General features: G+C 40.5%; 10 protein-coding genes. 8 read left to right on the top strand and 2 right to left on the bottom strand.

Features of this window, described 5'->3' with window-relative positions:
• Window positions 1–72: 72 nt before the first annotated feature.
• The gene (locus tag ESP02_RS06355; protein ID WP_025478475.1) at window positions 73–1,818 is read right to left on the bottom strand and encodes an AarF/ABC1/UbiB kinase family protein; all 1,746 of its coding nucleotides are present in this window, start codon (window positions 1,816–1,818) and stop codon (window positions 73–75) included.
• Between the two features lie 195 nt (window positions 1,819–2,013).
• On the opposite strand from ESP02_RS06355, the gene ESP02_RS06350 reads away from it, so the two are divergent.
• The 6 genes from ESP02_RS06350 (at window position 2,014) to ESP02_RS06325 (ending at window position 8,418) form a co-directional block, all read left to right on the top strand.
• The gene (locus ESP02_RS06350) at window positions 2,014–3,090 is read left to right on the top strand and encodes a D-alanine--D-alanine ligase (protein WP_002293424.1); all 1,077 of its coding nucleotides are present in this window, start codon (window positions 2,014–2,016) and stop codon (window positions 3,088–3,090) included.
• Between the two features lie 152 nt (window positions 3,091–3,242).
• Window positions 3,243–4,595 (top strand): UDP-N-acetylmuramoyl-tripeptide--D-alanyl-D-alanine ligase, encoded by a 1,353-nt coding sequence (gene murF, locus ESP02_RS06345; protein ID WP_002374221.1) that lies wholly within the window; start codon window positions 3,243–3,245, stop codon window positions 4,593–4,595.
• Window positions 4,596–4,916: 321 nt separating this feature from the next.
• Window positions 4,917–6,428, top strand: a complete 1,512-nt coding sequence (locus ESP02_RS06340) for a DEAD/DEAH box helicase (RefSeq protein ID WP_002374223.1) — start codon at window positions 4,917–4,919, stop codon at window positions 6,426–6,428.
• Window positions 6,429–6,557: 129 nt separating this feature from the next.
• Entirely contained in the window at window positions 6,558–6,908 is a 351-nt protein-coding gene (acpS, locus tag ESP02_RS06335) for a holo-ACP synthase (RefSeq protein WP_002293418.1), read from the top strand.
• Between the two features lie 15 nt (window positions 6,909–6,923).
• Window positions 6,924–8,045, top strand: a complete 1,122-nt coding sequence (alr, locus tag ESP02_RS06330) for an alanine racemase (RefSeq protein ID WP_038398358.1) — start codon at window positions 6,924–6,926, stop codon at window positions 8,043–8,045.
• 10 nt (window positions 8,046–8,055) lie between these two features.
• Window positions 8,056–8,418, top strand: a complete 363-nt coding sequence (locus tag ESP02_RS06325; RefSeq protein WP_002289874.1) for a type II toxin-antitoxin system PemK/MazF family toxin — start codon at window positions 8,056–8,058, stop codon at window positions 8,416–8,418.
• 171 nt (window positions 8,419–8,589) lie between these two features.
• Here ESP02_RS06325 and rpsN read toward each other — a convergent pair whose 3' ends face one another.
• On the bottom strand, window positions 8,590–8,859 hold the full coding sequence (gene rpsN / locus ESP02_RS06320; protein ID WP_002293413.1) for a 30S ribosomal protein S14: 270 nt from the start codon (window positions 8,857–8,859) through the stop codon (window positions 8,590–8,592).
• A 187-nt stretch (window positions 8,860–9,046) separates the two neighbouring features.
• Here rpsN and ESP02_RS06315 point away from each other — a divergent pair, with 187 nt between their 5' ends.
• Together ESP02_RS06315 and ESP02_RS06310 are read left to right on the top strand one after the other, a co-directional pair.
• Window positions 9,047–9,994, top strand: coding sequence for an NADP-dependent oxidoreductase (locus tag ESP02_RS06315; RefSeq protein ID WP_038398361.1), 948 nt, complete (start codon window positions 9,047–9,049; stop codon window positions 9,992–9,994).
• A 308-nt stretch (window positions 9,995–10,302) separates the two neighbouring features.
• Window positions 10,303–12,972, top strand: a complete 2,670-nt coding sequence (locus ESP02_RS06310) for a YhgE/Pip domain-containing protein (RefSeq protein ID WP_002374229.1) — start codon at window positions 10,303–10,305, stop codon at window positions 12,970–12,972.
• Window positions 12,973–13,027 lie beyond the last annotated feature (55 nt).

Genomic DNA, 13,027 nt, shown 5'->3' with positions numbered 1-13,027 from the left:
AAAATAGGAGGAGCTATTTTTATTTGGTCGTTCTTATTGCTTGAGACAGAACAGCTTTCTCCCAACTTTTTTCTACTTTTTCCTCTTCTTATACATTTGGATCAATGCATCGATTGCTAAAAAAATAATGACAAATGCGGCAATAGCATACGTAAATATCCCTAATAGGGAAACGACCTCTGCGTTTTCTACAGGTGCAGCTTGGACAAGCAGGGAAGATCCTACGATCAATGCAGCTAAAATCATACCGAAAACAAGCCGATTGATCATACTTTCGATCCTGCTCAATAATTTGTCTTGCTTTTTTAATTCCAAATTGACTTTTCCTTGTCCCGAAGTCCACATTTCTAATAGATGATGGAGCTGTTGTGGAATCTTAGGCGCAGCCTTCATCCCTTCTAATAGATCTAACCCACTTTGTTTCAATGTATCTTCTACATCCAGATGGGTCAGAAAGTAATGTTGGGCAAAAGGCGAAGCAACTTCCATGAGGGAAACTTCAGGGTCAAGGACACGGATCACCCCTTCTAATGTCCCGAATGCTTTCAGCAAAAGCGTGATATCACGGTCGAACTGCAGATTATTTTGATGACAGATCATCACGACTTGTGCGAATACTTCTTGCAAGTTGATTTCATCAATAGGGGAATCATAATATTGTTCAAGAAAACTTGTCAGTTCTTGGTGAAACCGACTTTCATCAAATAAGCCTTCTTGCTGACAAAGTCGAAGGACCGCTTTTTCGATTCGATAAGCATCTTTCGTATACAGCGCTAAAACGGCTTGTGTGAGCTTTTGCCTAAGACCTGCAGAAAGATGCCCCATCATGCCAAAATCAATGTAGTTGACCGTATATGGCGCAACAGGGTCTTCTATAGAAGTAGAGGCTCGAAAAGCAAAGGGACCGAACTCTTTTTCATGAACTGTTTCAGCTGTTCGGCGAGCTCGTGTCTGTTCTTCTTTTGTTAGCACATGGAACAGCAAATTCCCCGGATGAGGATCAGCATGGAAAAAACCATCATCAAACACCTGTTTCATAAAGTTCTCAACTAAAAGCTTTGCAACTTCTTGTTTCAGCTGCTTGTTTTGAATACCAGTGATAAAAGTTTCTGTTCCGTTTTCGGCATTCATCAAATGATTCAAGTTTTTACCAGACATTTCTTCCATCACGATCACTTTTTTCGAACAAAAAGCGTCATAAATTTTGGGGCTGCGGATCTCTTTCCAGCCATTGTTCTTTTGATAGAATTGTTCGCCATTTTGACTTTCTTTTAAGAAGTCCATTTCATTGATCAAGGAACGTTTTACTTCTTGGAGTACCCCTTTTAGATCAACTACGCTAGTTTCAGGAATGTATTTGATCAAAGGGATCGCACGCTCAAATAGTTGAAGATCAAGGCGGATCTCTTCGGCAATGTTAGGGTGTTGGATCTTAACAACTACCGCGTCACCGCTTTTCAGCTTGGCACGGTGAGCCTGTCCCATAGAAGCGGAGGCAAAAGGCGATTTGGAAAAATCATCGAATATATCTGATACTGAAAGAGAAAGTTCCGTTTCGATCGTCTTTTTGACCGTTGAAAATGTGTCGCTAGGTACACTGTCTTGTAATGTTTTGAATGTCTGAGTGAAGGCAGAGGAAAGCAAGTCCTCTCGAACAGAAAGCATCTGACCTATCTTAATGAAGGTGGGTCCTAATTCTTCAAAGGCTTTTTTTACCTGTTCGGGATTTTTTTGCTGTACAAAGTTTGGCACTACATTGTAGTTGATGAACACTCGAATGATTTCTGCCAAGCGGCTGCGTGGATTTGTTTGCGCCATCATCATCCCTCCTTTTCTTTATCATAACTTTTTATAAAAAACGGGACAAATAATCTAGCTGACAAAAAATAAATGACGTTTGTTCTTTTAGAAACCAACTCGTTTTTTTATAAATAAGTTATTCGTTTATTTTTGTTTTGTGCTAAAATATGAGAGTAAATCACTGAACGATTTAGAATACAGGAGGACAATCTTTTGAAGATTACTTTACTATATGGCGGACGCAGCGCAGAGCATGAAGTGTCCATTCTTTCCGCATTTTCAGTTTTAAATGCCATTTATTATAATTATTACCAAGTTCAACTCGTATTTATTACAAAAGAAGGACAATGGGTCAAAGGTCCATTACTAACAGAAAAACCTGCTAGCAAAGATGTCTTGCATCTTTCATGGGACCCAAGTGGACAGACAGAGGAAGGCTTTACAGGAAAAGTGATCAATCCGGGCGAAATCAAAGAAGAAGGAGCCATCGTTTTTCCAGTTTTACATGGGCCAAACGGGGAAGATGGAACGATCCAAGGCTTCTTAGAGACATTGAATATGCCTTATGTCGGCGCAGGCGTATTGACCAGTGCATGTGCCATGGATAAAATCATGACCAAATATATTTTACAAGCTGCTGGTGTGCCACAAGTTCCTTATGTACCAGTACTTAAGAATCAATGGAAAGAAAATCCTAAGAAAGTATTTGATCAATGTGAAGGTTCTTTGCTTTATCCGATGTTTGTCAAACCGGCGAATATGGGTTCTAGTGTCGGCATTACAAAAGCAGAAAACCGCGAAGAATTGCAAAATGCTTTAGCAACAGCCTATCAGTATGATTCTCGAGCAATCGTTGAACAAGGAATTGAAGCGCGCGAAATCGAAGTTGCTGTATTAGGAAATGAAGATGTTCGGACGACTTTGCCTGGCGAAGTCGTAAAAGACGTAGCATTCTATGATTATGAAGCCAAATATATCAATAATAAAATCGAAATGCAGATTCCAGCCGAAGTGCCGGAAGAAGTTTATCAAAAAGCGCAAGAGTACGCGAAGTTAGCTTACACGATGTTAGGCGGAAGCGGATTGAGCCGGTGTGATTTCTTTTTGACAAATAAAAATGAATTATTCCTGAATGAATTAAACTCTATGCCAGGATTTACGGAGTTCAGTATGTACCCACTCTTATGGGAAAATATGGGCTTGAAATACGGTGATTTGATTGAAGAACTGATTCAATTAGGAATGAATCGATACCATCAGCGTCAATCTTTTTTTGAAAAAAATGAATAAAGAGAAATAAAGAAGAAGCTGGAGTGATTGCGTAACCGCGTTCATTCTAGCTTCTAAATACGAATAGAGAAATTTACTTGGAAGTGAGAGTCATGCGAACCCGCCGTTTAGGCCAAACGCTTTTTTCACAACCTTTTTTAGGAGAGATCTCAATGAATCTAACAATACAAGAAATTGCACAAGCCGTGGGCAGCGAATGCTCTGCACTGACAAAGATTACCAATGTCGAATTTGACAGCCGGAAGATAACCGAAGGAAGTTTATTCGTTCCTCTTGCCGGTACGAGAGATGGACATGAATTTATCCAGCAAGCGATCACAAACGGAGCATCTGCTTCATTTTGGAGCTTGCCTGTTGAACAAGCACCAAAAGATATTCCAGTTATTCCTGTAGCAGATCCTTTGAAAGCCATGCAGCAATTGGCAAACTATTACTTGGAAAAAGTAGGCGCAGAAGTCGTTGCAATTACAGGAAGCAATGGTAAAACCACCACGAAAGATCTAACCGCGTCTGTCTTGTCTGAAAAATACAAAACATATAAGACGCAAGGAAATTACAACAATAATATTGGTCTTCCTTACACGATTTTGCACATGCCCCAAGATACAGAAAAGATCGTTTTGGAAATGGGCATGGATCACGCCAATGAAATCACGGAACTTTCACTTATGGCTCAACCAAAAGCTGCAGCAATCACAATGATCGGTGAAGCGCACATAGAAAATCTTGGGTCGCGAGAAGGAATCGCTAAAGCCAAAATGGAAATCACTGACGGACTTGTACCAGACGGATTACTCGTTGTGCCCGCAGATGAACCGTTGCTGACACCTTTAACGGCAACATTAGTACAAACAGTCACAACATTCGGTATTGGAAATGGCGATGTTCATGCGGAAGTGACAGCAGAAGGAAAAGCACAAACCGATTTTGTAGTAGAAGGAGAAACATTTACGATCCCGCTGCCTGGAAGTTATAATGTAACGAATGCTTTGATTGCGTATACGATCGGGCGCTTCTTTGGACTGTCCATACCTGAGATACGCCAAGGGCTCGCTCATGTTTCTATCACTCAAAACAGAACTGAATGGCTAACGGCAGGAAATGGTGCAGCTATTTTGAGCGATGTCTACAATGCAAATCCAACAGCCATGGGACTGGTATTAGATACTTTTAAAAATCTGCCAACAAAAGGACGCAGAATCGCTGTGTTAGCAGATATGCTGGAATTAGGGAAAGATTCATTAAACATGCATGCGCAAATGAGTGAACATATCGATCCTGAGAAATTTGCCATGATTTTCTTGTACGGGGAACAAATGCATGCATTAAAAGAAGACTTGAATCAAAAATATCCGCAACTGCCTGTGTTCTATTTTGAAAAAGAAAAGAATAAATTGATTGAGGCTGTCAAACAAAATCTTGAATCCACAGACAGCATTATGCTGAAAGGCAGCAATAGCATGGGCTTATTCGAAGTAGTAGAACAGCTTCAGCAAATGAAATAAAAATCTGTAAACTTGCAGAAAATGAAAAGCTATGTTAGAATAACCTATTGCCGAAAGATGAAGAGAAATTGGACTGGTTTTGCCATGGAAGCAACTTGTCGAAACCAGATGTCATAATCATGATAAAGCTGAACGCGACCCGTTTGGCTTTTCTAATGCCTAAACTTCGCAAAGTGATTTTTCGGTGGTGCCACAGGGGCTAAGAATGGGTAAAAACGTGCGTGGCCACTGTCAAAAAGAAACAATACACTTTGACCGAACAAATCGACGGGGTAGCAAAAAAGCTACATCCTCAGTTAACAACCATATAGGAGGATTCATTTGAAATTTAAAGAACTAGAATTATCACCAGAATTGTTGAAATCAGTCGAACGCGCTGGTTTTGAAGAAGCAACACCTATCCAAGCAGAAACAATTCCGCTAGCATTAGCTGGAAAAGACGTTATTGGACAAGCACAGACAGGTACAGGGAAAACAGCTGCATTTGGATTACCAATGTTAGAAAAAATCGATCCAGATCGTCACGAATTACAAGGTCTGGTTATCGCACCAACACGTGAATTAGCTATCCAAACACAAGAAGAGCTATATCGTTTAGGGCGCGACAAAAAAGTGCGTGTGCAAGCCGTCTACGGTGGAGCAGATATTGGCCGTCAGATCCGTGGTTTGAAAGATCGTCCACATATCGTTGTGGGTACACCAGGACGTATGCTTGACCACATCAACCGCCACACGTTGAAACTTGGAACTGTTCAAACATTAGTCTTGGATGAAGCAGATGAAATGTTGAATATGGGCTTCTTGGAAGATATCGAAAAAATTATTTCCCAAGTTCCTGATCAAAGACAAACATTACTTTTCTCAGCAACAATGCCGCCAGCCATCAAGAACATCGGCGTTAAATTCATGAAAAGTCCACATCATGTGAAGATCAAAGCAAAAGAAATGACAGCTGACTTGATCGATCAATACTATGTCCGCGCAAAAGAATACGAAAAATTCGATATCATGACTCGCTTGTTTGATGTTCAAACACCAGAACTAACAATCGTCTTCGGACGTACAAAACGCCGTGTAGACGAATTGGCACGCGGATTAGAAGCACGTGGTTATCGTGCAGAAGGAATCCATGGCGATTTGTCTCAACAAAAACGGATGAGCGTATTGCGTTCATTCAAGAGCGGTCACTTAGATATCCTTGTAGCGACAGACGTTGCCGCACGTGGATTAGATATCTCAGGTGTCACTCATGTGTACAACTATGATATCCCTCAAGATCCAGAAAGCTACGTTCACCGTATCGGACGTACAGGCCGTGCAGGAAAAGGCGGTATGTCTGTGACTTTCGTTACACCAAATGAAATGGACTACTTGCATGTGATCGAAAACTTGACGAAAAAACGGATGACGACTTTACGTCCGCCAACCGAAAAAGAAGCATTCAAAGGTCAATTAGGTGCTGCAGTTGAACAAATCGAAACAAAACTTGAAGAAAACGGTCTAGATAAATACCTGCAAACAGCAGATAAATTATTAGAAGAATATTCTGCACAAGATTTGGTTGCATTACTGCTGAAAACGACAGCAAAAGATCCAGCTGATGCAGTACCAGTGAAGATCACACCAGAACGTCCATTGCCAATGCAGAAAAAAGGATACAACAAAAATGGCAAACGTGGCGGCGGAAACAACCGTAATCGTCGTGATGGCGGGAATTATCGTGGAAACAAATCAAAAGGCGGTTATAGCAAAAACAATAACAGCCAAAAAGATGGCGGTAAACGTCACAATGATAAAAAACGCGGATTTGTGATCCGTTCAAATAACGATTAAACCTAAAATGAAAGTTTCTCTGTTTTAAGAGAAACTTTCATTTTTGTTATTTGTGGACTTATTTGTGGCAAAATGGTTATAATTTGGTAGAATGAGAGTGTTCTAAATTTATTGAAAAGAGAAAAGCATATGATAAAAGGAATTGGGATCGATGCAGTCGAATTGTCTAGGATCACTCGGCTGATCGAAGAAAAACCAAAATTCATTGCACGAATCTTGACCTCTGAAGAAACGAAACTGTTCCAGTCCTTGCCTTTTCATCGCCAAGTAGAATTTTTAGGCGGGCGTTACGCTTGTAAAGAAGCTTTCTCTAAAGCTTGGGGAACGGGGATCGGGAAAGTTACCTTTCAAGATATCGAGATTTTAAAAAATGAAAACGGTCAGCCCGTTGTTACGCGTTCACCTCATGAAGGCAATGTATGGGTCAGTATTACTCACACAAATGAAACAGCTTTTGCACAAATTATTTTGGAAGACTAGAAAGAAGGAAAAATGATGGTTGTCGCTTGGCACCGCCCAACGAAAGCAGTGATACATAAAAAAGCTATAACTGAAAATGTAGCAAATGAAGTGGCAAGACTTCCGCAAGGGAAAGAATTGTTTGCAGTAGTAAAAGCAAACGGATACGGTCATGGAGCTGTTGAGACAGCTGAAGCAGCAGTTGCTGGTGGAGCTTCGGGCTTTTGTGTTTCAAATTTAGATGAAGGAGTCGAGTTGAGAGAAGCTGGATTTACTCAGCCCATCCTTATCTTGAACATGGTTCCTTACGACGCACTGGCTTTAGCTGTTGCTCATGATTTGTCAGTAACTGCAGGTACACGGGAATGGTTGCAGGCAGTAGCTGCTATTTTAGAGGAAAGTAAGCTGGAGATGCCTCTTTCGATCCATTTAAAAGCAGATACTGGGATGGGACGTATCGGTTTTTATACACCTGAAGAAGTAAAAGAGGCAGCTGCATTCATCAGTGAAAGTCGTGTATTAGAATGGGAAGGATTATTTACCCATTTTTCTACAGCAGATCAAGCAGACGATACGTATTGGAATCTGCAAAAGGAACGCTTTATGGAAGTGTTAAAAAAACTTCCTGAACTTCCTCGATATGTACATGTCAGTAACAGTGCAACAGCTTTATGGCATGATGAAACAATCGGCAATATGATTCGTTATGGAGTAGCAATGTACGGACTGAACCCATCTGGACATGCGCTTCCGGAAGTTTATCCGTTACAGCCAGCGCTTGAACTGGTTTCTGAATTGATCCAAGTCAAAAAACTCCCAGCAGGTGAAGGAATCGGCTACGGGGAAACATATATCACTCCTGAAGCAGAATGGATCGGAACGATACCGATCGGTTATGCAGATGGCTGGCTACGAAAGATGCAAGGTTTTTCTTTATTGGTAGAAGGAAACTATTGTGAAACGATTGGACGTGTATGTATGGATCAACTGATGATCCGATTGCCTCAAGAATTTCCGGTCGGAACAAAAGTGACGCTTATCGGCAAAAATGCAGACAAAGAAATCACTATGCAAGATGTAGCAGATCAATTAGGTACGATCCACTATGAAGTGGCATGCGGATTAGGACAGCGGATACCAAGAGAATATCAAGAATAAGGAGGATCCTATGGTAAAAAGAGGAGATATTTATTTTGCTGATCTTTCTCCAGTCGTGGGATCGGAGCAAGGCGGAACACGTCCAGTTTTGGTTATTCAAAATAATCTAGGTAACCATTTCAGCCCGACGATCATTGTTGCGGCTATAACGGCAAAAATGGCTAAGCCTAAGCTTCCGACTCACATTGGGATCAAAGCTACTGGAACAGGAATAGAAAGAGACTCCGTTATCCTGTTGGAGCAGATCAGAACGATCGATAAATCAAGATTGAAAGAAAAAGTCTGCCATTTGGATCGACCAATTATGGCAGAAGTTGACCGAGCATTAAAAATTAGTGTGGGCATTGAGGCACTGACTCCTGTTACTAAATAAGTATAGCGAAGTAACCATGCAGCCTTTACATATAAAAAAAGGACCAACTGTGCGTAAAAAAAGATACGTCCGCTTCTAGTACCAGCATTTCTGCTAGAAGAAGCGAACGTATCTTTTTTGATGATCCAAGGAGTGGTCCATGCGCCCTCCTCCTTTACAGCCAGACTTGGACTACCAGCTGGCTTTTTTTACTCCTGGAATCAAACCTTTATGTGCTAACTCACGGAATTTTATACGGGACATCCCGAATTTACGCATGTATCCGCGAGGTCGTCCATCGATTAGATCACGATTTTTCAACCGTTCTGGACGAGCATCTAAAGGAAGTTTACGCAAGCCTTCATAATCTTTTTGCGCTTTTAATTCCTGACGTAAAGCAGCATAGCGTTCAATCGTTTCTTGCTGTTTTTTTGCTTTGGCAATCTTTGATTTTTTAGCCATCAACAAATTCCTCCAATTTTTTTATTAGCGTAAATCGTAATCCTTACGCTTTTAGATGAATAATTTAACACGATACGCGAAAAAAAACAACTATTTTGTTTTGGATCATGTTCCAAATCGAAAAGACATTTTTTTTGTCAAAATAAAGGCATCAACGTAAACTTAAAGAAAAAGGGAGATGGTAACCATGCGAAGATTTGCAATTAACGGTTACGGAGAAGCGCAAGATGTTTTTGAAGAAATCGATGCTCATCCCAGAGAAGTCGATTCCGGACATATTCGTGTAGAAATAAAAGCATTCAGCGTGAATCCGTATGATGTTGCCTTGCGTTCAGGAGAGATGAAAGAGATACGAACATTGAAATTCCCTTATGTACTAGGTAATGATGGCGCTGGTATCGTGACAGAGATTGGTTCAGATGTCACAACTGTTCATGTAGGTGATCGAGTAGCTGTCCATGCAGTCGGCGGGACTTACGGAGAAGAAGTCGTACTGCCATCAGCAAAAGCAGCAAAAATTCCAGATGAAATGAGTTGGGAAGAAGCAGCCGGAATGGTCACACCAGGGATTACGGCGTACAATCTAATCAATCATTTGACGGAAATCCAGCCGACAGATACAGTGATGATTCTAGGTGCATCAGGTGCGGTCGGGTCTAGTCTGATCCAGCTTCTCCACGAAAAGGGCATCCGAGTCTTAACCAGTGCTTCTAGTAAAAACGAAGAAAAAGTAAGGAAACTAGGAGCTTCAGCATTTGCTGCTTATGATAAAACAGACCCAGGTATGCAATTTGCTAATCAAGCAGACCTTGTGATTGATGCCACGAAAGGAAGCATCAAAGGAGAAACCGGCATCCAGATCCTGAAACCAGGTGGGAGATATGTTGCATTAAATGACCTCCCAGACCTAGATTTGCGGCAAAAAAAGGAAGGCTTTTATGAATCATTTGTTCCAAGAAAGGAATATCAAGATGCAGAAGCCTTTGCTGGCATAATCAAAGCCTATCAAAAAGGTGCCTTTCATATTTTTATTTCAATGAATCTGTCTGCTTCCCTTGAACATGTCATCCAAGCACATCAGCAAGTTGATGGGCATCCTCCTGCTGGGAAAATCATTTTGTCATTCGAAAAGTAAGAAATATAGGAATAAAAAATGAAAAAAGCTGAAACATTTTTGTAGGGGCAAAGACTAAAAAAGTGTTTTAGCTTTTTTTGCGTATACGTATAATAGATAAAAACTTTGGCATAAAATTATCTTTCCCTTTTATTTCATGATAAAGTAAAGGCTGTAATCCTTAATTATTTCTCAATATGTAAGAGATTACAATGAGACAATTGCCGTGATATGTCCAAAAATTCGACTTTTTTGAAAAAAGCCGATTGAAAAAAGTATGAAATACATGGTAAAGTAATTCAGCTGAAAAAAGAAGAAGGGGGAGAACTATGCAGTCAATCAAAAATACACTTCGTTTATATTTGCTTGACTGGAAACGGATTTTCAAAAACCCGATTGCTACACTTTTGATCATTGCGATCATGATCATCCCTTCGCTATATGCGTGGTTTAACATTAAAGCACTATGGGATCCATATGGAAATACTGGAGAGCTGCCAATTGCTGTTTACAGTGCAGACAAGCCAGCAGAGTTTCAAGGTAAAGAAGTGGCCATTGGGGAGCAAGTCATCGAATCGCTTCATAAAAATAAACAATTAGGATGGCAATTCGTTGATTCAAAAGAACAATTAGAAGACGGAGTCCGTTCCGGAAAGTATTACGCAGGTATTTACCTGCCAAAGGATTTCTCAGAAGATCTGCTGAGTTTTACTAGTGGTGACATCAAGAAACCAAAAATCGAATATACGGTAAATGAAAAAATCAATGCGATTGCACCGAAAATCACCGATAAAGGAGCAAGTTCGATCCAATCGCAAATCACAAATGAATTTATCAAAACAGCCAGTTCGACTTTATTGAAAGTATTCAATGAAATAGGTTACGACATCGATACGAACCTGGTAAGTATCAATAAAGTCAAAGATATGATTTTATCAACAGATGAAAATCTAGACACGATCGACGGCTACACAAAGCAAGTCCTCGAATTACAAAGCCAGCTACCTGACATCAAGGAAAAACTGAATAAAGCAAATGAATTCGTGGATTACATCCCTAAAGTAGATGAGATGGGCGAAAAAGTCGTTGCATTGAATGACAAAATGCCTGAGTTGAAAGACCAAGCAAAAATCATCCTTGATTTGCAAGAAAAGATCCCAGAGATCCAAAATGCTGGTAAACAACTAGCAGAGATCGACGGTGATTTTGCTTCGATCCAAGAGACAATGAATCAAGGAATCGATGAAGCAAAACAAGGCTTGACGATCATCCAACAAGTACAAGATATCTTGCCAGATGTGAAAAATTTAGAAAACCAGGCAAGTGATCTAGCAAACCAAACAAAATCAGGGGCCTCTCAGCTGAAAGATGCGATACCAAGCATCACAAACAGTGTAGATGTTACATTGAAGTCAATTGGACAAGTGGCAACAACGACAGGTTCGTTAATTGACTCTATCCAGGTTGGAACTGAATTAACGGATGAGCAAAAACAAGCAATACAAACTATCATTGATGGTATTCCACAGCAACAAGCTACGATTGACAAATTGATTCAGTTTTTGACTGAGTTACAGAATAACGCCGGTAATGATAAATTACAGGGAATTATTGACAAATTGACTCAAGGCAAAACGTTATTGGATGTATTAAAAAACGCCTTAAATACTGCTGTTCAGGCAGGAAGTATCAGTCAAGATCTCTTTGATGAGATAAAACAAGCAGTTTCTAATGTTAATAGTTTAATCAATGGTATTGATGTAAACAATGTCAGCTCTACCGTCACTTCTCTACTAGACCAAGTCATCGATACGATTGGGACTGCACAAGGCGCACTGAGCAAAGCGGACCAGATCGACTTTGATTCGCTTCTCAGCTCAACGAAAGCAACTGTAACAAATGCAGTGGCAATCTTAGAAAAATATCAAAAAGAAATGCCTGCAATTGGACAAGAAATCCACGATGCCAATACAATGTTGAATGGCAATATGGAGACCATCGTCAATGGCATCAATGAAGGGGCAGACCTATACAACAATGAATTACCGATCCTTCAGCAAAAATTAGGGTTGGCCGCTGATTTTATCCAAAATGATTGGCCCGCACTAAAAAATGAAATAACCGGTACATTGACAACAGTAAATGAAAAAATGCCAGAAGTCGAAACAGCTGTGAATGCTGCTGCGGACTTGATCAACAATGACTGGCCAAATATCAAATCTGGTATCCAAAAAGCAGCAGATGCGATCCGAAAAGGCGAACAGGAAGTTGATCTAGGCGAAGTCATCAAATTATTGAAACTAGATGCAACAAAAGAAAGTGACTTCTTTACACAACCTGTTGAGCTGCAAACCAATGCGCTCTATCCAATCGCAAATAACGGTTCAGCTAGCACCCCATTTTATACTGCACTATGTCTGTGGGTCGGCGCTGTTCTTCTTTCAAGTGTTGCTACGACAGAATACTATTTAGGAAAGAAAGACCGAAACAATTTTACGAAACGAGAACAATTCGTTGCTCGTATGCTGACATTCTTGACAATGGCAATCGCGCAAAGCTTGATTGTTACATTAGGAAATATTTTCTTACTAGGAGTAGATGTCCAAAATCCAGTCTACAGCGTGTCATTTGCTGTCTTGATCGCCTTAGCGTTCATGATGATCGTTTACGTCTTGGCTGCATTATTCGATAATGTCGGTAAAGGGATCGCTATCATCATTTTAGTACTGTCGATCTCTGGTGGAGGCGGGAACTATCCGATCCAAGTCTCAGGAAAATTCTTCCAAATGATCAATCCGTTCTTGCCATTTACGCATGCGGTAAACTTGTTGCGGGAATCTGCAGGAGGCATTTACTGGCCAAATGCTACGAATGCAATCTGGATCATGGTCGGTTTGTTTGTTGTCTTTGGAGTCGTAGGAACGGCAGTCTATCCGTTCATCGAAGAAAAAATGACGAAATTCAAAGAAGCGGCGCATGAGAGCCATATTTTTCATTAAAGAAAAGAGGTTGTGAAATCAGCGTTTTGACCTGAGTATTAGAGAAAAAAATGGG

The sequence above is a fragment of the Enterococcus sp. NBRC 3427 genome, from assembly GCF_007996925.1.
Classification (GTDB): Bacteria; Bacillota; Bacilli; order Lactobacillales; family Enterococcaceae; genus Enterococcus_B; species Enterococcus_B lactis.
Note: the sequence above shows the minus strand (reverse complement) of the source record. Positions and strands in the feature narration are given on the sequence as shown.

Bases quoted from the DNA above. Each gene is read 5' to 3' on its own strand.
- ESP02_RS06355 (WP_025478475.1), bottom strand. From the start codon at position 1,818: ATGGCGCAAACAAATCCACGCAGCCGCTTGGCAGAAATCATTCGAGTG.
- murF (WP_002374221.1), top strand. From the start codon at position 3,243: ATGAATCTAACAATACAAGAAATTGCACAAGCCGTGGGCAGCGAATGC.
- acpS (WP_002293418.1), top strand. From the start codon at position 6,558: ATGATAAAAGGAATTGGGATCGATGCAGTCGAATTGTCTAGGATCACT.
- alr (WP_038398358.1), top strand. From the start codon at position 6,924: ATGGTTGTCGCTTGGCACCGCCCAACGAAAGCAGTGATACATAAAAAA.
- ESP02_RS06325 (WP_002289874.1), top strand. From the start codon at position 8,056: ATGGTAAAAAGAGGAGATATTTATTTTGCTGATCTTTCTCCAGTCGTG.
- rpsN (WP_002293413.1), bottom strand. From the start codon at position 8,859: ATGGCTAAAAAATCAAAGATTGCCAAAGCAAAAAAACAGCAAGAAACG.
- ESP02_RS06315 (WP_038398361.1), top strand. From the start codon at position 9,047: ATGCGAAGATTTGCAATTAACGGTTACGGAGAAGCGCAAGATGTTTTT.
- ESP02_RS06310 (WP_002374229.1), top strand. From the start codon at position 10,303: ATGCAGTCAATCAAAAATACACTTCGTTTATATTTGCTTGACTGGAAA.